The sequence below is a fragment of the Pseudomonas sp. B21-019 genome (assembly GCF_024749225.1).
In the GTDB taxonomy this organism is placed as follows: Bacteria; Pseudomonadota; Gammaproteobacteria; order Pseudomonadales; family Pseudomonadaceae; genus Aquipseudomonas.
The window spans coordinates 3,303,702-3,326,264 of sequence record NZ_CP087193.1; the positions used below are offsets into that span (position 1 = coordinate 3,303,702).

General features: G+C 58.6%; 22 protein-coding genes and 4 pseudogenes. 15 read left to right on the forward strand and 11 right to left on the reverse strand.

The window, feature by feature from the left end; genetic code table 11:
- The first annotated feature begins 235 nt into the window (after window positions 1-235).
- Window positions 236-718 (forward strand): serine protease inhibitor ecotin, encoded by a 483-nt coding sequence (eco, locus tag LOY36_RS14725; protein ID WP_258668520.1) that lies wholly within the window; start codon window positions 236-238, stop codon window positions 716-718.
- A 29-nt stretch (window positions 719-747) separates the two neighbouring features.
- Here eco and ilvA read toward each other — a convergent pair.
- Window positions 748-1,743 (reverse strand): annotated as a pseudogene (gene ilvA / locus LOY36_RS14730) (threonine ammonia-lyase, biosynthetic); the annotation flags it as partial.
- Between the two features lie 396 nt (window positions 1,744-2,139).
- Between ilvA and LOY36_RS14735 the strand changes: the two are divergent.
- Window positions 2,140-2,457, forward strand: a pseudogene (locus tag LOY36_RS14735) (DUF2834 domain-containing protein).
- On the opposite strand, the gene LOY36_RS14740 reads toward LOY36_RS14735, so the two are convergent.
- Complete coding sequence (locus LOY36_RS14740; RefSeq protein WP_258668522.1) at window positions 2,432-3,910, reverse strand: RimK family protein; 1,479 nt, start codon at window positions 3,908-3,910, stop codon at window positions 2,432-2,434. The pseudogene LOY36_RS14735 and the gene LOY36_RS14740 sit on opposite strands and share 26 nt — an antisense overlap.
- 200 nt (window positions 3,911-4,110) lie before the next feature.
- Here LOY36_RS14740 and rimI point away from each other — a divergent pair.
- A pseudogene (gene rimI / locus LOY36_RS14745) lies at window positions 4,111-4,557 on the forward strand (ribosomal protein S18-alanine N-acetyltransferase); the annotation flags it as partial.
- A gap of 55 nt (window positions 4,558-4,612) precedes the next feature.
- Here the strand turns inward: rimI and LOY36_RS14750 are convergent.
- Both LOY36_RS14750 and LOY36_RS14755 read right to left on the reverse strand, forming a co-directional pair.
- On the reverse strand, window positions 4,613-5,761 hold the full coding sequence (locus LOY36_RS14750) for a PQQ-dependent sugar dehydrogenase (protein ID WP_258668523.1): 1,149 nt from the start codon (window positions 5,759-5,761) through the stop codon (window positions 4,613-4,615).
- Between the two features lie 51 nt (window positions 5,762-5,812).
- Window positions 5,813-6,175 (reverse strand): hypothetical protein, encoded by a 363-nt coding sequence (locus LOY36_RS14755; RefSeq protein WP_026345913.1) that lies wholly within the window; start codon window positions 6,173-6,175, stop codon window positions 5,813-5,815.
- Window positions 6,176-6,388: 213 nt separating this feature from the next.
- Here LOY36_RS14755 and LOY36_RS14760 point away from each other — a divergent pair, with 213 nt between their 5' ends.
- The gene (locus LOY36_RS14760; protein WP_258668524.1) at window positions 6,389-7,249 is read left to right on the forward strand and encodes a Ku protein; all 861 of its coding nucleotides are present in this window, start codon (window positions 6,389-6,391) and stop codon (window positions 7,247-7,249) included.
- Between the two features lie 80 nt (window positions 7,250-7,329).
- On the opposite strand, the gene lpxO is transcribed toward LOY36_RS14760, so the two are convergent.
- Window positions 7,330-8,229 carry a lipid A hydroxylase LpxO gene (gene lpxO, locus LOY36_RS14765; protein ID WP_026286412.1) on the reverse strand — a complete coding sequence of 300 codons (900 nt, stop codon included), beginning with the start codon at window positions 8,227-8,229 and terminating at the stop codon, window positions 7,330-7,332.
- A 233-nt stretch (window positions 8,230-8,462) separates the two neighbouring features.
- Here lpxO and LOY36_RS14770 point away from each other — a divergent pair, with 233 nt between their 5' ends.
- Together LOY36_RS14770 and LOY36_RS14775 are read left to right on the forward strand one after the other, a co-directional pair.
- Complete coding sequence (locus tag LOY36_RS14770) at window positions 8,463-9,140, forward strand: SOS response-associated peptidase family protein (protein WP_258668525.1); 678 nt, start codon at window positions 8,463-8,465, stop codon at window positions 9,138-9,140.
- Window positions 9,141-9,322: 182 nt separating this feature from the next.
- Entirely contained in the window at window positions 9,323-9,529 is a 207-nt protein-coding gene (locus LOY36_RS14775) for a hypothetical protein (protein ID WP_019649940.1), read from the forward strand.
- 207 nt (window positions 9,530-9,736) lie between these two features.
- Here LOY36_RS14775 and LOY36_RS14780 read toward each other — a convergent pair whose 3' ends face one another.
- The gene (locus LOY36_RS14780; protein ID WP_155943474.1) at window positions 9,737-9,949 is read right to left on the reverse strand and encodes a hypothetical protein; all 213 of its coding nucleotides are present in this window, start codon (window positions 9,947-9,949) and stop codon (window positions 9,737-9,739) included.
- Window positions 9,946-10,227, reverse strand: a complete 282-nt coding sequence (locus tag LOY36_RS14785; protein ID WP_258668526.1) for an excalibur calcium-binding domain-containing protein — start codon at window positions 10,225-10,227, stop codon at window positions 9,946-9,948. The genes LOY36_RS14780 and LOY36_RS14785 overlap by 4 nt, the downstream gene beginning before the upstream one ends.
- A 349-nt stretch (window positions 10,228-10,576) precedes the next feature.
- Between LOY36_RS14785 and LOY36_RS14790 the strand changes: the two are divergent.
- The 3 genes and pseudogenes from LOY36_RS14790 to LOY36_RS14800 all read left to right on the forward strand — a co-directional run.
- Window positions 10,577-10,848: pseudogene (locus LOY36_RS14790) on the forward strand (hypothetical protein); the annotation flags it as partial.
- On the forward strand, window positions 10,832-12,421 hold the full coding sequence (locus tag LOY36_RS14795; RefSeq protein WP_026286413.1) for an ABC-F family ATPase: 1,590 nt from the start codon (window positions 10,832-10,834) through the stop codon (window positions 12,419-12,421). The pseudogene LOY36_RS14790 and the gene LOY36_RS14795, both read left to right, overlap by 17 nt.
- Before the next feature lie 258 nt (window positions 12,422-12,679).
- Window positions 12,680-13,873 (forward strand): MFS transporter, encoded by a 1,194-nt coding sequence (locus LOY36_RS14800; protein ID WP_258668529.1) that lies wholly within the window; start codon window positions 12,680-12,682, stop codon window positions 13,871-13,873.
- A 1-nt stretch (window position 13,874) separates the two neighbouring features.
- Here the strand turns inward: LOY36_RS14800 and LOY36_RS14805 are convergent, their stop codons facing one another.
- Both LOY36_RS14805 and LOY36_RS14810 read right to left on the reverse strand, forming a co-directional pair.
- Window positions 13,875-14,912, reverse strand: coding sequence for a dienelactone hydrolase (locus tag LOY36_RS14805; RefSeq protein WP_019649945.1), 1,038 nt, complete (start codon window positions 14,910-14,912; stop codon window positions 13,875-13,877).
- Between the two features lie 173 nt (window positions 14,913-15,085).
- Entirely contained in the window at window positions 15,086-15,697 is a 612-nt protein-coding gene (locus LOY36_RS14810) for an FMN-dependent NADH-azoreductase (RefSeq protein ID WP_064618091.1), read from the reverse strand.
- 130 nt (window positions 15,698-15,827) lie between these two features.
- On the opposite strand from LOY36_RS14810, the gene LOY36_RS14815 reads away from it, so the two are divergent.
- On the forward strand, window positions 15,828-16,736 hold the full coding sequence (locus LOY36_RS14815; RefSeq protein WP_019649947.1) for a LysR substrate-binding domain-containing protein: 909 nt from the start codon (window positions 15,828-15,830) through the stop codon (window positions 16,734-16,736).
- Entirely contained in the window at window positions 16,733-17,092 is a 360-nt protein-coding gene (locus LOY36_RS14820; protein WP_028940519.1) for an MmcQ/YjbR family DNA-binding protein, read from the forward strand. Before LOY36_RS14815 ends, LOY36_RS14820 begins: the two co-directional genes overlap by 4 nt.
- Before the next feature lie 7 nt (window positions 17,093-17,099).
- Here the strand turns inward: LOY36_RS14820 and LOY36_RS14825 are convergent, their stop codons facing one another.
- Entirely contained in the window at window positions 17,100-17,528 is a 429-nt protein-coding gene (locus LOY36_RS14825) for a DUF1294 domain-containing protein (protein WP_258668535.1), read from the reverse strand.
- Entirely contained in the window at window positions 17,525-18,355 is an 831-nt protein-coding gene (locus LOY36_RS14830; protein WP_019579207.1) for an undecaprenyl-diphosphate phosphatase, read from the reverse strand. The genes LOY36_RS14825 and LOY36_RS14830 overlap by 4 nt, the downstream gene beginning before the upstream one ends.
- A 295-nt stretch (window positions 18,356-18,650) precedes the next feature.
- Between LOY36_RS14830 and LOY36_RS14835 the strand changes: the two genes are divergently transcribed.
- The 4 genes from LOY36_RS14835 to LOY36_RS14850 all read left to right on the forward strand — a co-directional run bounded on the left by LOY36_RS14835 (window position 18,651) and on the right by LOY36_RS14850 (window position 22,562).
- Complete coding sequence (locus LOY36_RS14835) at window positions 18,651-20,285, forward strand: methyl-accepting chemotaxis protein (RefSeq protein WP_258668537.1); 1,635 nt, start codon at window positions 18,651-18,653, stop codon at window positions 20,283-20,285.
- A 237-nt stretch (window positions 20,286-20,522) separates the two neighbouring features.
- Complete coding sequence (gene pnuC, locus LOY36_RS14840; RefSeq protein WP_258668538.1) at window positions 20,523-21,086, forward strand: nicotinamide riboside transporter PnuC; 564 nt, start codon at window positions 20,523-20,525, stop codon at window positions 21,084-21,086.
- Window positions 21,083-21,607 carry an AAA family ATPase gene (locus tag LOY36_RS14845; protein WP_019649953.1) on the forward strand — a complete coding sequence of 175 codons (525 nt, stop codon included), beginning with the start codon at window positions 21,083-21,085 and terminating at the stop codon, window positions 21,605-21,607. Before pnuC ends, LOY36_RS14845 begins: the two co-directional genes overlap by 4 nt.
- Window positions 21,608-22,109: 502 nt before the next feature.
- Window positions 22,110-22,562: a hypothetical protein gene (locus LOY36_RS14850; RefSeq protein WP_019579211.1), complete on the forward strand. Its 453-nt coding sequence runs from the start codon at window positions 22,110-22,112 to the stop codon at window positions 22,560-22,562.
- The last annotated feature ends 1 nt before the right edge of the window (window position 22,563 follow it).

Genomic DNA, 22,563 nt, shown 5'->3' on the forward strand with positions numbered 1-22,563 from the left:
AGACAGCTTCAGCATAAAACATGCCCGGAATTTCGCCCTGCGGCTCGTCGGCCAATCAAGGGTTTAACAAAGAAGGCAACACATCACGTCATGCAAAATGCAAGAAAGGACTGTTTTCGATACCTGCATTTTGCAACCCATCTCTGATGGCGGGTTTGCATTGACCGAGGACGGCAGTGAGAATGAGGCCATCCGTTCAGTATCTGCTGACCCCACACACACGCAAGGAGGCATTATGGGTGCTTTGCCCTTTAACACGACCGTCGGGCTGATAATTGCCGTTCTGTCGTCCGTAGCCCAGGCCGCGACACTCGAAGACGTCGCGCCGTATCCCAAACCGGAGAGCGGCTTTACCCGCCAGGTCATTCGTCTCGCCCCGCAAAAACAGGAAGACGCCTACCAGGTCGAAATTCTGGCCGGCAAGACCCTGACCGTCGACTGCAACCGTCAGCGTCTGGGCGGCATGCTTGAGGAAAAGAACCTCGAAGGCTGGGGTTACCCGTTCTACCGGCTGGAAAAAGTCACCGGCCCGATGAGCACCCTGATGGCCTGTCCTGACGGCAAGCGCAAGCAGGACTTCGTGCCGGTGGTCGGTGACGGTTTCAAGCTGCGCTACAACAGCAAATTGCCGATCGTGCTCTACGTGCCCAATGATGTTGAAGTGCGCTACCGGATCTGGTCGGCGTCGAGCCGCGTCGAGAACGCCGTTCAGGAATAACGGTCCATCCCTCACACCGGGGCGCCGCTCAATGCGGCGCGCTCGGCCACATGACGCAAGCTGTCGAAGTTGATGTTCGCGCCGGAATCGATGGCCACCAGGGTCTGCCCTCGGGCGCCGGTCTGCGCCACGTACTGCTTGATGCCCGCCACGGCCAGGGCGCCGGAAGGTTCGGTGATCGAGCGGGTATCGTCGTAGATATTCTTGATCGCGGCACAGAGTTCGTCGTTACTGACGGTCAGCACTTCATCGACGCAAAACCGGCAGACCTCGAAACCATGCGCGCCGATCTGGGCGACGGCCACACCATCGGCGAAGGTGCCGACGGTTGGCAGCACAACCCGTTCGCCGGCCTGTAAGGCCGCCCGCAAACAGGCGGAATGTTCCGACTCGACGCCGATGATGCGCACTTCCGGGCGCAGGTATTTGACGTACGCGGCGATACCGGCGATCAAGCCACCACCGCCCACCGGCACAAAGATCACATCCAGCGGCCCTTGGTGCTGACGAAGGATCTCCATGCCGACGGTGCCCTGCCCGGCGATCACGTCCGGGTCGTCGAAGGGCGAGACAAAGGTGCGGCCGGTTTGCTGTGCCAGGTCCAGCGCATAGGCCAGGGCGAACGGAAAACTTTCGCCGTGCAGCACCGCATCGGCACCCCGGCTGTGCACACCCAACACCTTTAATTCCGGCGTTGTGCAGGGCATGACGATAGTGGCGGCAATCCCCAACTCGCGAGCCGCCAACGCTACGCCTTGGGCATGATTGCCTGCCGATGCGGTGATCACGCCCCGAGCCTTCTGTTCATCGCTCAGGTTCACCAGCTTGTTGTAAGCACCACGGATCTTGAAGGAAAAAGTCGGTTGCAAGTCTTCGCGCTTGAGCAGGATCTGATTACCCAACGCCTCGGACAAGGCCGGTGCCGCTTGCAGCGGCGTGCGCACGGCGAGTTCGTAGACCGGCGCGGCGAGGATCTTTTTCACGTAATGCTCAAGCAAACTCTGCTGGGCGGGGGTGCTGTTCATGGTCGTCTCCTTTACGGTATCCGGGTTTACCCGACCGGTGTAGGAGCTGCCGAAGGCTGCGATCTTTTGATCTTGATCTTCGGCAACCTCATGGACGCCAAAAAAGCAAAATCAAAAGATCGCAGCCTTCGGCAGCTCCTACACGGGTTGCGTGCGCCCGGTAAGCTCAAAACCCAAGAGACAGAAACTAAAAACCCGCCTCTAGGGCGGGTTGGGTGCTGCAGTCGTGAGCTAGCCCGCCAAATAAGGAATGGCGGTAATAATGCTTGGCTGGCAGCGCAATACGGTGGAAGTCATGGCTGGAAATTAGCCGGACGCTGATGGCAAGTCAATGGCCAATTTTCAACGGGCGCTGTAGGCTGGCGATTCTGCTCATTCGTCCCAAGGAAGGAAACCATGAAGTCTGTCGCCCTGCCCCTCGTTGCCCTGATCGCCTTCGCCGGCTACACCGTTTCGGTGATGCTGCAAGCCGAATAGTCGTTGCTCGACTTCGGGATCAGCCTGATGTCACGGCCCGATACCGCGCAGGTGGTCATTGATTTGTACCTGTTGGCAACGCTTGCCGGTATCTGGATGTACCGGGATGCGCGCAAGCGCGGGCAGTCAGGGTTGTCGGTGGTTCCTTATTTGTTGGTGACGGCGATTTTCGTGTCTGTGGGGCCGTTGTTGTATCTGGTGGTACGGGGACTCACCAAGCCTGACCACGGCGTTTGAGCTCCAGCCGCCGGACGAACTCTTCCAGCACCAGCGTGTACAGATCGTCCTGCAGGTACGCGTCTTCGATGCCGGCGTCGATGTTCGGGTTGTCGTTGACTTCGATCACCACCACTTTGTCGCCGGACTGTTTGAGGTCGACGCCATAGAGTCCGTCGCCAATGAGATTCGCGGTTTTCACCGCCAGTTCAACCACCGCTCGCGGCGCTTCGTGAACCGCCAGGGTGCGGCATTCGCCGTTGATGTCCTGGCCTTTGGCCTTGTGGTTGTAGATCTGCCAATGGCCCTTGGACATAAAGTACTGGCAGGCAAAAATTGGTTTGCGGTTGAGCACACCAATGCGCCAGTCGTACTCGGTGTAGAAGAATTCCTGAGCCAGTAGCAACACCGAGTGTTCGAACAGTTCAGCGGTGGCCTTGAGCAAGGCTTGCTGGCTTTCGACCTTGATGACGCCCCTTGAGAAACAGCCGTCGGGGATTTTCAACACCAAAGGAAACCCCAGACGCTCGCCTACCCGCTCAAAATCTTCCGGTCGCTCCTTGTAGAGGATTTCAGTGGCCGGCATGCCCAGCTGATGGCTCTTGAGCAAGTCAGTCAGGTAAACCTTATTGGTACAGCGCAGGATCGACGCCGGATCGTCCATCACCACCAGGCCTTCACTCTCGGCTTTTTTCGCGAAACGGTAGGTGTGGTTGTCGACGCTTGTCGTCTCGCGTATCAGCAGCCCGTCGTATTCGGCGATTCGGGCGTAGTCCTTGCGTTCGATCAGTTCAACATCGATGCCCAGCGTCTTGCCGACCCTGACAAAATTGTCCAGAGCCTTGGAGTTGGAGGGCGGCAATGCTTCTTGCGGGTCGTGCAGAATGGCCAGGTCATAACGGGCCAATCGCCTGGAGCGCGGCAGGCGCCAGATTTTGCGACTGAAACTATCCAGCGCGTTAGCAAACTGATCTTCCTGATCTTCACGCAACTTATGCAGAGTGCCAAACTTTACACCTTCGATGTGCCAACCGTTAGTTCGGCGAAATTCAACTAACAATATCGGACAGGGGAAAACTTCGAATAACTGTCGAGCCAATTCCTGTAATGGCTCGATGGAGGTCTGGCCGAAGTACAGGGTCAATGTGAAACCTTCGGTGTCGCTGTAGACATGATGACTTAAGGCTCTTTCCAGGGTTTTATCCAGATCGTCCAAGGCCAGGCCATACAGGGACTTTCGGGTCAGTTCGCTGATGGTCCGCACCGACGGAATCACCTTGTGCCCCCGCGCTTCGGCCAACAGCGAGCAGTAATAACCGTGCCCGAGGTACTTGTAACTGCGGCACAGGTTGATCACCTGAACCCGTTTGCCCTGCTCGTTGTTACGGGTCTGTTCGAGGTATTCCTGGGCGTTGACGATGTCTTCACTGGGAAAGTAGGAGGCCCAGTCTTCCTTGCGTTCGACGATTATCATCAACGGGCTGGAAGTTCTGATCGAGGCATTTAAATAGTTTGCAGAAGTTATTGCCGCCGGCAACGTTTGTTCGGATACTTCGCGCCAATGACCTTGTACCGCTGACATAGTGATTGATCCGTTGGAGAACAAGACCTTTCCTATTAAGCACGAACTTTTTCGAAAGTCCCGTTTCGTTACACAACTTTTACGGCGGTCATATGTATCCTGTTTTTCGCCTGGCGGTCATTGAAGACGTTCCAGCGCTGCTGGCACTCGAACAGCAATGCTTCACCACCGACCGGCTCAACCGGCGCAGTTTTCGATGGATGATCAGCCGGGCTCATGGGCAACTGCTGGTGGCCCAACGCGGCGAGCGATTGGTGGGGTATGCGCTGGTGTTGTTTCACCGGGGTACGTCACGGGCACGTCTGTACTCGATTGCGATCGCAGTTGATGCTCGCGGCAGTGGGCTGGGCAAGCAATTGCTCGAACGCGCCGAAGCCTGCGCCCTTGAGCATGATTGCGCCTACCTGCGACTTGAAGTGCGCATCGACAACCCGATGGCAATCGCTCTGTACGAACGCAACGGTTATCGGCGATTCGGGCTGATTCATGACTATTACCAGGACCATGCCGACGCGCTGCGACTGGAGAAACACGTTCTGTAGCAGCTGCCGAACACAGGCTACGCCAGCTGCTAAAAAGGTTGTGCGAGTCTGTTTACTTCAACCCAACCTTATACAAGGCACCATCGTCTTCATCGGTCAGTACATACAGATAACCATCCGGCCCCTGCCGCACATCGCGAATCCGTTTGTTCAGCTCACCCAACAGCCGCTCTTCGTGAATGACTTTATCGCCGTCGAACTGCAGGCGGATCAGCTCCTGGCCCACCAGCGCGCCGATAAACACGCTGTGCTGCCAGGCCTTGAAGCGATCGCCATCGTAGAACGCCATGCCGCTGAGGCCGGGGGATTTTTCCCAGACATGCTGTGGGCCCACGGTACCTTCGACGATTTTGCCCTTGGCTTCCGGAATCGGCAGGCCGGAATAGTTGATGCCGTGGGTTGCTATCGGCCAGCCATAGTTCTTGCCACGCTCGATGATGTTGACTTCGTCACCGCCCCGGGGGCCGTGCTCATTTTCCCAGAGCGTGCCGCTCCAGGGGTTGAGCGCCGCGCCTTGCGGGTTGCGATGGCCGTAGGACCAGATTTCCGGGCGAACGCCTTTTTGCCCAACGAAAGGGTTGTCCTTCGGCACCTTGCCGTCCGGATAGATCCGCACGACCTTGCCTTGCAGCTTGTCGAGGTCCTGCGCCGTGGGTCGATCGTTGTTCTCGCCCAGGGTGATGAACAGATAACCGTCGCGGTCGAACACTAGACGGGAGCCGAAGTGATTGCCGACCGAAAGCTTGGGCTCCTGGCGGAAGATCACATTGAAATCCTTGAGGGCCGTCAGGTCTTCCGACAACCGTCCGCGACCGACCGCCGTACCCGCCTTGCCGCCCTCACCGCCGCCTTCGGCATAAGACAGATAGACCATGCGGTCTTGCTTGAAGTCGGGCGACAACACCACATCGAGCAACCCGCCCTGCCCGTTGGCCCAGACCTGAGGCACACCGCTGAGCGGACTCGAAAGTTTGCCATCGGCACTGACCACCCGCAGGTTGCCCGGCCGTTCGGTCACCAGCATCCCTTGACGACCGGGCAGAAACGCCAGCGCCCAGGGATGCTCCAGACCTTTAACGATCGGCGTGACCTCGAGGGTGCCCTCCTCACTTTTCAGCTCTTGGGCGGGGGCGGCAAACACGGGCGCGGTGCTGATCATTACGCCGGCAAATAGCGTGGTCAGGAGGGTCTTACGCAACATGCACGATTCCTTTTGTGGTCAATATGGCTGGCAAGACCTCTGTCCTGCCGTTCAACGGTTGCTGGTGTCTGCGTCCCGATGAGGTGGATTGGGTATGAATGTCGGTGGGCTGGCAGGAGCCTGGCGATCCTGCGGATAACGGTTGCCGATACCGCCGTTCTCCAGGGTCGGTGGTCGCGGCACAGGCGCCGTACTCGGCCCGCGGATCACCGGGATGCCGGGGCGCGTGCCTTGCATGCTGTTGGGATTGGCCCGGCGGATCGGGTTGTTGTAAGGATTGTTATTGGTGCTGCCCGGCAGGTTCTGGGCCAGCAGCAAGGGCGAGGATGGCGGCGCGGCGGCATCGGCCAGGGCCAGGCTGCTTAGCACGCCGCTCAATGCCAGTGCGATGACGCCGAACACACATCGGTTCATGGAGACCTCTCTAAAAGCGCGTGCAACACTTAATGGGTGAATAGAGCCACGCTACGCCCGGGGTTCGGATTTGTTAACTAAAACCTCCTTTAGAAGATGTAACACCAGTTGACTGCACCGTCGATCAGCCCGCAAAAGCGGGTCGCAGCCGACTGAAACTTTCCCCCGGGCAACAGGTCACCTGAACATCAATGGGCTGACGAGAACACGACGATGGCACGGGCAATCTGGAAAGGCGCAATCAGTTTCGGTCTGGTGCACATCCCCGTGGCGCTGGTCTCGGCGACGTCTTCCCACGGGATCGATTTCAACTGGCTCGACAGTCGCAGCATGGAGCCGGTGGGCTATAAACGCGTCAATAAGGTCACCGGCAAGGAGGTCACCCAGGCGCACATCGTCAAAGGCGTCGAGTACGAAAAGGGTCGTTACGTGGTGCTCAGCGAAGAGGACATTCGCTCGGCCCATCCACTGTCGACCCAAACCATCGACATTTTTGCCTTTGTCGACAGCAAGCAGATCCCCCTGCAAAACATCGACACACCCTATTACTTGGCGCCGGACAAACGCGGTGGCAAGGTCTATGCGCTGTTACGCGAAACCCTCGGCAAAACCGGCAAGGTCGCCCTCGCCCGCGTAGTGTTGCATACCCGCCAGCACCTGGCGGCCGTCATGCCGCTGGAGTCTGCCCTGGTTCTGGTGATGCTGCGCTGGCCGGCCGAAGTACACAGCCTGGATCAACTGGAGTTGGGCAGTGAAGTGACCAAGCCGGACCTGGCCAAGGGCGAACTGGAGATGGCGAAACGGCTGGTGGAGGACATGAGCGCCGACTGGACGCCCGAGGAGTACCGCGACAGCTTCGAAGACAAGATCATGGCGCTGGTTGAGCAGAAGGCGAATGAAGGCAAGATCGAAATCGTCGAAACCGCTACGGGCGAGGAGGAACGCAGGACCGCGGATGTCATCGATCTGACTGAACTGCTCAAGCGCAGCCTCGGTGCCAGGAGTGCCGGTAAAACGGCAGAAAAAGCCAAAGCGAGCACAGATAAAAAAGCCACGAAGCGTTCTCGTGGCTGATTGGTTATTGGAGTGCCCATAGGTTATGCGGTGAAAATACCGGCCTGCTCGCAATGACTAAATGCGCCGCAAAGCAAAACTCAGATCAGCACAAAAATCGCCAGCAACCCGCCAAAAATCGCCCACTTCTCCAGGTAATAGCGAGCGCGGTTACGCTTCTTGAGCGCTTTGCCGCGCAAGCGAACCGTGTAGATTTTGGCAAACAAACGGTTGATAGCACCGGTCTTGTCACCTGCATCGTTCGGTGCCCCCGCCGCCGCCATCACTGTGCGGCTGAACCAGCGATTGAACGCCGCCGCCCAGCGATACTTCATCGGCCGTTCGACGTCGCAGAACAGGATGATGCGGTTCTGCTGGGTGCTGTTTTCAGCGTAATGAATGAACGTTTCATCGAACATCACCGCTTCGCCGTCACGCCAATGGTAGCTCTCACCGTCGACGTTGATATAGCAACCGGCATCGTTCGGCGTTTCCAGCCCCAGGTGATAACGGTACGAGCCGGCATACGGATCGCGGTGGCGGACCAGTTTGGAACCCGGTGGCAGTTCGGCAAACATCGCTGCCTTGATCGAGCCAATGCTTTGCACCAGTTCAGTAGTACGCGGGCAGAGCTTCGCGGCCGATGGGTGACTGTCGCCATACCACTTGAGATAGAAACGCTTCCAGCCACTTTTGAAAAACGAATTGAAACCGACGTCATCGTATTGATTCGAGCGCTTGATCTCCCCGGCCTTGAGCAGGTTCTGGCCTTCGGCGCGAATCTCTTCCCAATGAGCCTGCAATGGGCTCAAGTCAGGAAAGTCCGCGGGATTGAGATAAGGCCGATTGGGGATTTTCGAGAACATATAAAGGAAGCAATTGATCGGCGCCAGAAACGTCGAGTGGTCGCTTAGTTGGCGGCCTGGTTTGTGGCGCACTTTACCGCGCAAGTGGACATACGCGATGGAGATGACATAGATAGCGGCAATAATGAGTTTCACGGAAATCGTCACACGTCTGAAATGAACAAAGTGCGTCCCGATGGCGCGTTCTTGAGCCATGCCGACAATCGACATGGGGGCGAAAGATGTCATTTTAGCCATACTTTGTAACCAATAGTTAACCTTCAACTGTGAAAATGTGTCTACTCATGCCGCCAAAACGCCACGCGGCTTTAACGCCCTATTAGTTCAACGGATCGTCTAAGCTCAGATGTAAGCATGAGGGCTCAGCCATGTGCGGACGACTTTCGCAGTACCGGGGCATTCACGACTTCGTCAAGGCGCTGAGCATGCCCAGCGCCTTGGTCAACAATGCCGGCGATCAGCCATTCGAGCTCTACAACGCCGCACCGACGACTCAGCTCGCTCTCTTCCACCAGGAAGGCGACGTGCTGCACGCCGACAGGGTTCGCTGGGGCTGGCGGCCGCATTGGTCCGAAGAACACCCTATGCCGATCAATGCCAGGGTCGAGAAAGTCAGTCACGGCCCATTCTTCAAAGCCATATGGCCGCACCGGGCGATCGTTGCCATCGATAACTGGTTTGAATGGGTTTACGAGGGCGGCCCGAAGAAGCAGCCCTACCTCATCCGCCGCAAGGATCGCGCACCGATCCTGTGCGCGGCGATCGGTCAATACCCAAGGTACGAACATCAGCCGGACGAACATGACGGTTTCGTGATCATCACCGCCGACAGCAAGGGCGGCATGGTGGATATTCATGATCGGCAGCCGGTGACGCTGAATGCCGAGCTGGCCCGGGAATGGCTGGACCCGGCCACGCCGAAAGAGCGAGCCGAGCAGATAGTACTGTCGCAGGGCGAGCCGGCCGAGACATTCGAGTGGTTCAAGGTTGATCAAGCCGTGGGCAATGTGCACAACGATGGCCCTGGCCTGATCAAACCTATCTGAACATCGCGCGACACCATTCGTCGCATGGAAAGCGTGGCGCAGAATACGCGTCAATGTCTGGCTTAGGGTTTGCACATGCCGGCGATAGCGGCCCCAGAACGACGTAATTCTGACGCGGCGGCATTCACATTAACGTTTAAGGACTCCAGCGATCCGCTTGGTCAGTCACCGGGAGATGTAACGTGTCAACTCTCAACGAAATCGCAGCGAACCACGCGAGAATGGCTAAGGCAAAGGCAGAAGAGTCGACCGGGCTGAGTGAGCGACACCTTCAAGTAGTGGGAAGTATCGAAATCCCGTGCATTGATGAGCAACAGCACATTCCACTGCACCTGATCACTGGCGTACAGGACAACCACCTCGGACAAGCAGCGGGCTACTTGCTCTGAGTCTCGACCCGAACGATCGCCAGTTTGTAGCACGGCAGCCCCATAGGAGCTGCCGAAGGCTGCGATCTTTTCTCGATGGACTCGTCTGTAGCGCCGGAGTAAGTACTTTGAGCGGTCACAAGCGTCAGTAAAAAGAGCATGCCCGCAGCGTATTTGTTTCTCACTTCCATGTTCCTTGGGGGCGTGGGCTGATGGACAGGGGTGCCGTCAGGCTCGTTTATTCCCTTTTGCCCAACCAACTACCATTAGGCCCAGGCCGGGAATCCACAGGCCAGGCGCGGTGATAGCAAGACCGCAGATAGCCATCGGCAGCCCAGTCAAAAACATCGGGTTTCTAAACGCCTTTTCCATGGCACCTTCTCCTTCAAGAATTTCCCGCATTAAACCATCTAGCCTGCCGGTGAGCGGCAAAAAAGTCATTGGCACCACTGCGACTCACAGGGCACACCATCGTTGTCGCCGTCCATTTTCATTCCCGGACAATTTTGCAGAAAGTTTTTGGCCTCTGCACACGAGGTCATCTGCGAGCAATATTTGCGTCCGTCACATTTGAATGGCGCCGAAACAGGCTTCGGCACAGTTGTGACTGCAGGGGGTACTTTCGGATGCGGTAGCTTGGCCTCAACCCAGGGTTGTAACTCAGGGGAGAGCTTCCAGGCTAACAAACCCATGATAAGCACGACCAAAATCAGTTTCATTTGATTCATCCGTGACTAGAGGACGCTTATATTCTAGTCGCTGAGAACGAATCACTTGGTAAGGGCAACCAATGCCTCAATGCTCTGGAGGGGGACTACCGTCACACGCGGCATATGAGAGACGAATCTGAATAGGTGCCCACCCTGACCAAGTGCTGGCCATTCAGCAATCCTTCTGAAACACACCTGGCCGGGCAAGCGCTGCCGACTTTACCCAGAGCCGCGCCCAGTGTCCCGAACACAACGCTGAACAAAAATAACATTGGCGTTCAATCCAGGATTTCCCCTGCGTTTTGCCTCCCACCAGGATGAACCACCCACTCGGACAGACCCAAGCAGCGGGGCCAACCTGAAGAAGCTCGCGACACGTTATCGCGCGCCGTACAACTGCCGTCACACTTATGCGACAATATGCAGAATGTCTGGCATGAATCCCGCCTTTATTGCCCAACAGCTTGGACAAGCGTCCAGATGCTGCTCTCGACTTATGCGCGCCGGTTGAAGTCTAGCGGTGACTGGGGAGAGATGGAGAAACTCCAAAACGCCCCAGGTATGGCCCAAGCGCCAAAATGCGCAGCTCGCAACCCATTGATAGGTAAAGTAATTGATCTCCACAGCTAACATCACGATGCAGTTCGGCGCCAAGCCGCTATTCGAAAACGTTTCGGTCAAATTCGGCGCGGGCAACCGCTACGGCCTGATCGGCGCCAACGGTTGCGGCAAGTCGACTTTCATGAAAATCCTCGGTGGCGATCTCGAGCCGTCCGGTGGCCAGGTCATGCTTGAGCCGAACGTGCGTCTGGGTAAATTGCGTCAAGACCAGTTCGCCTACGAAGAATTCACCGTGATCGATACCGTGATCATGGGTCACGAAGAGCTGTGGAAGGTCAAGGCCGAGCGCGATCGCATCTACTCGCTGCCGGAAATGACCGAAGAAGACGGCATGGCCGTGGCCGAGCTGGAAACCGAATTCGCCGAAATGGATGGCTACACCGCCGAGTCCCGTGCCGGCGAGCTGTTGCTGGGCCTGGGTATCGGCATCGAGCAGCACTTCGGCCCGATGAGCGAAGTGTCGCCGGGCTGGAAACTGCGCGTGTTGCTGGCGCAGGCGCTGTTCTCCGATCCTGAAGTGCTGTTGCTCGACGAACCGACCAACCACCTGGACATCAACACCATCCGCTGGCTGGAAAACGTACTGACCCAGCGCTCCAGCCTGATGATCATCATCTCCCACGACCGTCACTTCCTGAACAGCGTGTGCACGCACATGGCTGACCTGGATTACGGCGAGCTGCGCCTGTTCCCAGGCAACTACGACGAGTACATGACCGTGGCGACCCAGTCCCGCGAGCAACTGCTGTCGGACAACGCCAAGAAGAAAGCGCAGATCTCGGAACTGCAATCGTTCGTCAGTCGCTTCTCGGCCAACGCCTCGAAAGCCAAGCAGGCAACTTCCCGCGCCAAGCAGATCGACAAGATCCAGCTGGCCGAAGTCAAACCTTCGAGCCGTGTCAGCCCGTTCATTCGTTTCGAGCAGACCAAAAAGCTGCACCGTCAGGCGGTCATCGTCGAGCGCATGGCCAAAGGCTTCGACGGCAAGACCCTGTTCAAGGACTTCAGCTTCACCGTTGAAGCCGGCGAGCGCGTGGCGATCATCGGCCCGAACGGTATCGGTAAAACCACCCTGCTGCGCACCCTGGTCAACGAACTGACCCCGGACGCCGGCACCGTGAAATGGACCGACGCTGCCGAGCTGGGCTACTACGCCCAGGACCACGCGCACGACTTCGAAGACGACTGCAACCTGTTCGACTGGATGGGCCAATGGACCCAGGGCGGCGAGCAACTGGTTCGCGGCACCCTCGGGCGCATGCTGTTCTCCAACGACGAGATCCTCAAGTCGGTCAAGGTCATCTCCGGTGGTGAGCAAGGTCGCATGCTGTTCGGCAAGCTGATCCTGCAAAAGCCGAACGTGCTGGTAATGGACGAACCGACCAACCACTTGGACATGGAATCCATCGAGGCGCTGAACCTGGCGCTGGAGAACTACCCGGGCACGCTGATTTTCGTCAGCCACGACCGTGAGTTCGTATCGTCCCTGGCCACCCGCATCATCGAGTTGAGCGCCGATGGCGTGATCGACTTCAGCGGCACCTATGACGACTACCTGCGTAGTCAGGGTGTGTTGATGTAAGGCGGCTTCTGGCTGCAAATGGAAAGCCCCGTCCTGGTGACGGGGCTTTTTGTTTTCAGGATCAAACGATTCAAGATCAAAAGATCGCAGCCTGCGGCAGCTCCTACGGGAACTGGAGGCGCCCGCTACATCGCGGTTAAACACGGCCGATGTAGGAGCTGCCGAAGGCTGCGATCTTTTGATCGTTAGCCTGCTTCCTTTTATTTCACGCCCGCGCCATGATGCAGTTCTCCTACCGCCGCCCGCGAACGAGCTCTCATGTCTGCGCAGCAACTGCCCCCGCAAAGCTCCATGGCGATCACCCTGCAGATCGTTTCCATCGTTTTCTATACCTTTATTGCCTTCCTCTGCATCGGCCTGCCGATTGCCGTGTTGCCGGGGTATGTCCATGAGCAGTTGGGGTTCAGCGCCATCGTTGCGGGGCTAACCATCGGTTCGCAATACCTGGCCACCCTGCTCAGCCGCCCGATGGCCGGGCGCTTGTCGGACAGCGTCGGCACCAAACGGGCGATTGTTTACGGGTTGTCGGGGATTGTGTTGAGCGGCGTGCTGACGCTGCTGTCGACTCTGCTGCAAAGTTTGCCGCTGTTGAGCCTGATCATCCTGATCGCTGGCCGGTTGTTGCTGGGGATCGCCCAAGGGTTGATCGGAGTCGGCACCATCAGTTGGTGCATGGGCCAGGTCGGTGTCGAGCACACGGCGCGTTCGATTTCCTGGAACGGGATCGCCTCATACGGCGCCATTGCCATTGGCGCGCCGCTGGGGGTGCTGATGGTGGCTGAATTGGGCTTCGCCAGCCTCGGGATTGTGCTGTCGTTACTGGCCCTGTTGGCACTGCTGTTGATCCGTAACAAACCCTCGGTGCCAGTGACTCGCGGCGAGCGCCTGCCGTTCTGGGCGGTGTTCGGGCGCATTGCCCCTTTCGGCGCGAGCCTGAGCCTGGCGTCTATCGGCTACGGCACGCTCACCACTTTTATTACTCTGTATTACGCCAGTCGTAGCTGGACGGGTGCGGCTTACTGCCTGACGGTGTTCGGGGTGTGTTTTATTCTGTCGCGGCTGTTGTTCATTTCCAGCATCAGCCGTTTCGGCGGTTTCACCTCGGCCATTGCCTGCATGAGCATTGAAACCGTGGGGCTGGTCCTGTTGTGGCTGGCGCCCTCGACCGTTTACGCCTTGATCGGCGCAGGCTTGACCGGGTTCGGTCTGTCGCTGGTCTATCCGGCGCTGGGCGTGGAAGCGATCAAGCAGGTGCCCAATTCCAGTCGCGGGGCGGGTTTGAGTGCTTATGCGGTGTTTTTCGATCTGGCGCTGGCGATTGCCGGGCCGCTGATGGGTGCGGTGGCATTGAACCTGGGGTATTCGTGGATTTTCTTCAGTGCGGCGTTGTTGTCCGTGACCGGGCTCGGTTTGACCTTGTTACTGAAACACCGCGCCATCCGCCAGGATTGATTTATTGATCCGCGGTTTGCATGCCGGCCCGACTCGGTTTGCCCAGTGCATGGGAGAAGAAACGTCCAGCCTCGGAGATCAGGTTGCGGTGAATGTCCTTGCGGTCGACGCCGTCGGCATCGGTGCACAGCGCCGGCATGGTGGCGATCTGTTCTTCGTTGCACGGTGCCAGGAACACGAAGTGCCCTGCCCCGGCCAGCAATTTGAAATCCGGAGCGGTCGGCAGTTTGCGCGCCAGGGCTGCGGCGTTTTTGTCGAACGCCACCAGTTTGTCGCCATCGCCGCTGTATAGCAGCACCGGCACATGCACGTCGGCCAGGGTCTGGCGGCCGAATTTCAGACTCAGCGGTGCCATCAACAACAAGGCATGCACTCGCGGGTCTGGCACTGGCTGCAAGTCATCGCGGTCGACGATCAGCTCGCCTTGAGTGTTGCAGGCGTCGTGGTCGTCCGGGCGCTCATGACAATAACGGCGCAGACGGTCCAGGTCCGGGGTGGCGCCGGACAGGATCAACGCGGTCTCACCGCCCGCCGAATAGCCGATCACCCCGACCTGATCGGCATTGACGAAGGGCGCAAGCATACGGTCGCCCAAGGTCGCGGTAATGGCTTCGGAAATCTGGATCGGCCGCCCGTAAAGATTGCTCAAGGTGCCGAGGCGGCTGTGGTCTTTGGAGTTGTCGCCAGGATGGATCACCGCCACCACCACAAACCCCTTGCGTGCCAGCGAGGTGGCCAGATCGTGCAGGGCCAGCGGGGTTCCGGTATTGCCGTGAGACAGCATCAACATCGGGAAGCGTCCGATGGCGACTTTGGTGTCTTCACCGGCTTCGACCGTGTAGCCCTCGAGCTTGCTGGAGTGCTCCCTCTCACTGGACGGGTAAAAGGCGATGGCGCGCATCGGCTGCAAGTCCAGCGGGTCGAGGAATGTCATCTCATGGAAACCGACGCTCCAGTGAGGAAACAGCACAGGCGCGGCGTGCACTGAATTCAGGCTGCCGAACAGGCAAATCAGTAGCGTTGCACAAAGACGCACCATGGAATGCCCCCACCTTGTTACCTGACCGCAGATATTAACCCTCGACTGCATAACCTGGGCCAGAAACTGATCACCGGCAGAAATTAAAAAAACTCTGTACCTGGCCATCAAGATGACCAGAATACAGAGTTTCAGGGGTATTGCGTGCGCTGTTTGACGTCTTTACGCAAGCCTTACGCGGCGGCGAACAATTGCTCGCTGATTTGCGCCTGAGCGTCGCTCATGGCTTTGCTGCGCACTTCATCACCGTAGGCCAGGCCATGGGCACGGACGAACTCGATGTCGGTGATACCGAGGAAGCCGAACATCACCTTCAAGTACTCTTCGTGAGCAGTGCCGGTCGGTTGGCCAGCGTGCAAACCGCCAGCCGTCGAAACGATCACCACTTTCTTGCCGCCGCACAGGCCTTCAGGGCCGGCTTCGGTGTAGCGGAAAGTCTGGCCGGCTACGGCGATGCGGTCGATCCAGGCCTTGAGTTGGGTCGGGATGGTGAAGTTGTACATCGGCGCTGCAATCACGACGGCATCGGCGGCGAGGAATTCGGCCAGGGCCTGCGCACCCAAATCGGCTTCATGCTGTTGCGCGGCGTTGCGCAGCTCAGCGGCGGTGCCAGCGGCGACCAGCGTGGCGGCGGAAAAATGGCTGATGGCATCGGCGGCCAGGTCGCGGTAAGTCACCACAACGCCAGGCTCGGCGGCTTGCCAGGCTTTGACGACTTCACCGCTCAACTGACGGGAAGCCGAGTTGTCACCCAGAATGCTCGAATCGATATGCAGTAATTTCATGTGGGATCTCCAAGGTGAGGATCGCCACCCGGCGACCTGATGGAAACAATCCTACCTACGAAACCAATAGCTGATTAGCCGGCAATAATGCGATAGTTCGTCCCACTGATAGAACAGTTGGATTTAAATCATGCAAGACCTCAACGACCTCTACTATTTCGCCAAGGTGGTCGACGCCGGCGGCTTCGCGGCGGCCGGGCGTTTGCTGGGGATTCCCAAGTCCCGGTTGTCGCGACGCATCGCCGAACTGGAAGAACGCCTGGGCGCGCGTCTGTTGCAACGCACCACCCGCCAACTCAACCTGACCGCCGTGGGCGAGCGCTACTTGCGACACTGTCAGGCAATGCTGCTGGAAGCCGAGATGGCCGATGAAGCGGTGGCCAGCATGTCCAGCGAACCCCGCGGCCGACTGCGGGTTTCCTGCCCGGTGGGGTTGGCCCACGACATGTTCCCGTCGGTGATCAGCAAGTTCCTTGAGAAATTCCCGCAGGTTCAGCTGGAGATGCTGCTGCTCAACCGCCGGGTTGATCTGGTGACCGAAGGCGTCGATGTCGCCTTGAGAGTGCGGGAACTGGGTGATGAAGACCCACTGCTGGTCACCCGCCGCTTACGTCAGGCGCAGACTGTCATGGTCGCCAGCCCGGCGTTTCTTCGCGAGCGGCAGATCAAGACCCCGGACGACTTGAAAAACGTGCCGATATTGGGCGCACTGGAAGCCGATCGGCTGGTGCATCTGCGGATGCTCGACCAGCAGGGCAAGGCCTGTGAAATGACATTCGAAGCCCGATTGGGCATCGACGATTTTCTCGTGCGCAAGGCGTGTACCCTGTCCGGGCTGGGTTTCACCGTGTTACCGATGATGTATTGCGAGCAGGAACTGGAAAACGGCTCGCTGGTGCAACTGCTGCCTGACTGGTCATTGCCGGGCGGCTGGCTGCAAGCGGTCTACCCTCATCGGCGCGGGGTAATGCCGGCAGTACGCGCCTGGATCGACCATTTGATCGAATCATTCAATGCCTGTGGGGACCGACTGTTATGAAGGCAAGACCAATGAGCGAAGAAGATGTCGCGCAATTCTGCCTGGCGCTGCCCGGCGCGCGGGAGGATTACAAGTGGGGTGGCGTGAGGGTGTTTTCGATTGCCGGGAGCAAGATGTTCGCCTTGCAGAACCTGCGGGGCCAGTCCCTGGCCTTCAAGGTCGACAAGGACCTGTTCCTGGGCCATTGCGACCGACCGGGCATTCACCCGGCGCCGTATCTGGCCCGGGCGCAGTGGATCATCATGGACACGCCCTACCCGCTGGGCACCGAAGAGCTGCAAGGCTTGCTGCAACGTTCCCACCAACTGGTGGTGAGCAAGTTGCCCAAGCGCACACAGGTTGGCTTGCTGCTTTAAAACAGCTTTAAAACAGCGCGAATAGCTGAGCACCCAAAAACAACTGGTCGATCCAGAACACCTGATGCATCAGCACGATGAGCCAGAACACCAGTTGAAACGAAACCTTGCGGGTCTTGTGCCGAAACACTTGCTGGGCCAGCAAGGCCCCCGGCCAACCGCCCGCCAGTTCCACCGCGTGCAACACGTTCTCCGGCGTTCGCCAGCTGTCGGCACGGGCCTTGTGCTTGTCGCTCCAGTAAAGCAAAAACGCCAGCACGCTGACGATGCCGTAGGCGGCCAGGGGAATCAGCGACACCCCGCGCAGCCACAGCGACACCGAGCCAAACAACGGCACTGCGCACAGCGCAACGAACACCAGCAATTTCAACCGCAGGTTTTGAATCACTCCCCCGGACTTGCGCCCGGGGTTGTTGCGTGCGGCGGCGTCGCTCATGGCTTGGCCGCGGTCCAGTCGACCCAACCGAACTGCCAGGTCGCCAGGATCACCAGGCCGAACACGATGCGGTACCAGGCGAACGCCGCGTAGCTGTGGCTGGCGATGAACTTGAGCAGGCCCCGGACGGCGATCATTGCAAAGATAAACGCGGTGACAAAGCCGATGGCGAACACCGGGAAATCAGCCGGTACAAACAGGTGGCGGTATTTATAGCCCGAGTACACTGCCGCGCCGACCATGGTTGGCATGGCGAGGAAAAACGAAAACTCAGTGGCCGTCTTGCGCGACAACCCGAACAGCAAACCGCCGATGATCGTCGAACCGGAACGCGAGGTCCCCGGGATCATCGCCAGGCACTGGGCGAAACCGACTTTCAGGGCTTCTTTCCAGGTGATGTCATCGACGCTTTCGGCGTGCACGACATGCTGCCGGCGTTCAGCCCACAACATGATGATCCCGCCCACGACCAATGCGCTGGCCACAGTGATCGGGTTGAACAGGTATTTGTGGATCAGGTCGGCGAAAATCACCCCCAATACCACGGCCGGCAGGAAGGCGATCAACAGGTTCGCGGTAAAGCGTCGAGCGCTGGGTTGCGTCGGCAAACCGATGATCACGTCGAGGATCTTGCGACGGAACTCCCAGACCACCGCCAGGATCGCGCCGAGCTGAATGATGATGTTGAAGGCCATCGCTCGTTCGCCGCCGAAATTGAGCAGGTCCGCCACAATGATCTGGTGCCCGGTACTGGAAATGGGCAAGAACTCGGTCAGCCCTTCTATAACGCCTAAAATCAATGCCTGAAAGGCTGTCCAAAGATCCATCATTCCCCCAAGAAGCCATGCCCCCAGGCATGCCCCGTTAATAATTTGTAGAGCGTTATTCGCGATCAGCGTGCGCTGAAACCCCGCGCGCACAAGATCCACACAAAACCGTAAAAATTCCGTGAAAAATCGACTTGGACTCAGGTTTTTCCGCGCGGGGCCGAAATCCTATCAGACAAGCCTCATTTACGCTGCCGCGTAATAAGACCTGAGTCGGATAGGCCCCGATCGGCAAAGTGTGGTTCGATGCTGGCGATCGTTTATGACAAGAACAAGAAAACGGAGTAACAGCGTTATGAACAGCTTGCGCAGTGTGTCGATCAGCCGACGCTTGTGGCTTATCTTGATCGTGGCCGTGGTGATGCTGTTGACGTTGGGCGCGTTGATGCTCAAGCAGATCCACGACGATCTCTATCAGGCCAAGGCCCAGAAGACCCAGCATGTGGTGCAGACCGCCAGTGGCATCCTGACCTACTACCACGACCTGGAAACCGCCGGCACCCTCACCCGCGCCGCCGCGCAACAGCAGGCACTGACCGCCGTGCGGGGTTTGCGCTACGACCAGAATGACTATTTCTGGATCAACGACCTGACGCCGGTCATGGTCATGCACCCGACCAACCCAAAACTCGAAGGCCAGAACCTCTCGACAATCCGCGACCCGGACGGTTTTGCACTGTTCAACGAAATGGCCGCCATCGCCAAGGCCAAGGGCGCCGGCATGGTCAACTATCGCTGGCCGAAACCGGGCGCCAGTGCGCCGGTGGAAAAAACCTCCTACGTCAAACTGTTCGAGCCCTGGGGTTGGGTGATCGGCTCGGGCGTGTACATCGACGACATGCAGGCCGAGTTTAATGCGCAGGTCTGGAAGGCGTCTTTCGTCGGCCTGGTGATTGCCCTGATCATGGCGCTGCTGGTGATCATGATTGCCCGCAGCATCGTGCGCCCGTTGCAGGAAACCGTGAATGCCATGGCCAATATTGCCAGTGGTGAAAGCGACCTGACCCGCAGCCTCGATACCCACGGCCAGGACGAAGTCACGCAACTGGCCCGGCACTTCAATGCCTTTACCGCCAAGCTGCGCCTGGTGATCAGTCAGTTGCAAGTGTCCGCCGGCGCGCTGGGCCAGTCTTCCAGCGAACTGGGCAACGACGCCGCGCAAGCCCAGCAACGCAGCCAGCAGCAGTCCCAGCAAATGGAACTGGTGGCGACCGCGATCAACGAAGTGACCTACGGCGTGCAGGATGTAGCGAAAAACGCCGAGCACGCGGCCAGCGAAATGCGCGATGCCGAGTCTCAGGCGCAGCAGGGGCAGATCAATATCGATGGCAGCCTGCAGCAGATCGACAAGCTGTCTTCGACCATCGATCAAGCGGTGGAAGTGATTCGTACGCTGGCCGACGAAAGCACGCAAATCGGCAGTGTCCTGGAAGTGATCCGCTCCATCGCCGAGCAAACCAACCTGCTGGCCCTCAACGCCGCCATCGAAGCCGCCCGGGCCGGTGAGCAAGGTCGAGGGTTCGCGGTGGTCGCCGATGAAGTGCGCCTGCTGGCCCAGCGCACCCAGAAGTCGACGGCAGAAATCCAGTCGATGATCGAACGCCTGCAAAGCCATTCCGAGGCGGCGGTCAAGGTGATTGGCGACAGCAGCCGTGCCTCGCAACTGACCATCGAGCAGGCCGGTCTGGCCGGCGCCAGCCTGAATGCCATCGGCCAGGCCTTGCGCAACCTCAACGGTTTGAACGCCTCGATTGCCAGCGCAACCTTGCAGCAGGCGCATGTGGTGGAAGACATCAATCAGAACGTCACCCAAGCCGCCGGGTTGTCCCACAGCACGGCATTGGCGGCCGAGCAGTCGAGCGTGGCCAGCGTTCACCTCAAGGAATTGAGCGAACAATTGAACGGGTTGCTCAAGCAGTTTCGGGTCTGATCACTTGTAGCAGCTGGCGCAGCCTGCGTTCGGACGCAGCAGTCGTGAAATCAGGCGACGCCGGTTCCAGATAGACCGTGTGCGCAGAATTTACGACGGCTTCGTCCGAATGCGGCCCACACCGAACGCAGCCTCGCAGGCTCGGCAGCTGCTACACCGGACCGCGCAAGCCGGTTCTACTTGGCAGCGCCTGCCGCTACAATCCTCCCCCCTTTTCGTCTTCCCCAAGGAACCTCCATGTCCGGGCTTGAACTGTTTGCCGCCGCCCTCGGTGTGATTGCCGTCTGGCTGACGGTCAAACAGAACCCCTGGTGCTGGCCGGTCGGTCTGGTCATGGTGCTGCTGTATAGCTGGATCTTTTTCGAGGTGAAGCTGTATTCGGACATGCTGCTGCAAGTGATCTACGCCGCGTTGCAGCTCTACGGCTGGAGGCAGTGGACTCGCGCGGGCGCGACGCATGACGGTCGGCACGTCAGCGTCCTCGATGGCAAATCCGTCGCGCAGGGCTTAACCGTGGGCGCGGTCGGCAGTCTGCTGCTGGGGGCTGCGATGGCTCACTGGACCGATGCCGCCCAGCCTTGGCTCGACGCCGCGTTGACCGGCTTCAGCCTGGTCGCACAGTTATGGATGGCGCAAAAGCGCTTGCAATGCTGGCCGCTGTGGATCGCGCTGGACGTCATCTTCGTCGGCCTGTTCATCTACAAAGAGCTGTACCTGACCGCCGCCCTCAATGGGGTTTTCGCCCTGCTGGCGGTGCAAGGCTGGCGGACGTGGCGCGCCGACCCGGCGTTGCGCACATGAAAGTGCTGGTGCTCACGGGGCCAGAATCGAGTGGCAAGAGTTGGCTGGCCGCCGAACTGCAACGGCAATTCGGCGGCGTTCTGGTGGGCGAATACGTGCGTCGGTTCATTGAACAGGAGGCACGGGACACCTGCCTGGCGGATATCCCCGAGATCGCCCGCGGCCAGTTGCAATGGGAAGATGATGCCCGCGCCCTTGCGCCACCGTTGCTGATTCTCGACACGCACTTGCTGAGCAACATGCTTTGGAGCCAGACCCTGTTCAGCGATTGCCCGGCCTGGCTCGAACAAGCGCTGCTGGCCCGGCATTACGACTTGCACTTGCTGTTGTCGCCTGAACTTGTCGACTGGACCGACGATGGCCAGCGCTGTCAGCCGCAGCTGGATCAACGCCGGGACTTTTTCAACGCGGCTCAGGCGTGGCTGGAGCAGAATCGGCAACCTGTTCAAGTGATCCAGGGTGACTGGGCAGAACGCCGAGCCCAGGCGTTGCAGGCCGTCACTCTGCTGCTAGGTTGCTGAATTCGGCTGTAGCAGCTGTCGAGCTTGCGAGGCTGCGTTCGGCTGCGCAGCAGTCGTGGATCCGACTGACGCGGTTTACCTGATGCATCGCAAGTTCTGGTTTTACGACTGCTGCGCAGCCGAACGCAGCCTCGCAAGCTCGACAGCTGCTACAGCCCCCCAGCCCCCCCAGCATTTGTTGCGATAATTTTTCAAATGCGTCCATTTGTGAAACATACCTTTGCACTCGAACAGCCCGTTTCAGCGCTATTCATCATTGCGTCATGATCTGTGTTAAAGCGCTGATACATCACAACGCAAGCTATGGATCCAGAGCGTTGCGCCTCCTTTTCCCCGTTATAGCCCCCGCTTTTGTCTCAGGCCTGAAACAGCTCGATCAAGGATCCATTTACCTTGATCGATAACCCCTTGAATCAAAACAACAATCAAAAACCGGCACGGCTTTCGCTATCACCTTCACAACGCTGATTAGGGCCAGCGCACAACAGAAGGAATCGCAGTCGTGGGGACTTTTCGTAAAGGCTTTACGCGCTTGATGCTGCTCGGATGTGCCGCCGTCTCGGTACTCAGTTTTGATGTTCAGGCTGAAGGCAATGGCGTGATCGTACTCACTCGTGATGTACAGCCCCACACCGTCGGCAGGCCGCCGTTCCAGAAAGACCCCTACCCGACCACTGTCAACGCCAACCCTTCGGATCGTGTCACCTCGACACTCAACAGCACCGAACTGAGCGATGGTGAGTTCGCCAGCGTGGCCAGCGGTTCGTCCATCAGCAACAGCATCAACCAGAACGGCAACATACCTGGCAGCCTCAATGTCGTGACCAATCCCAATGGCATGCCCGGCATGAGCGCCGGTCACGGCGGCGGTAGCGGTGGCGCGATTTCGGGAACGATCAACCATGCCATGAGTTCCGGCCTCGCGCCGTTGGGCAGACTGGCGGGAGGTCAATGAC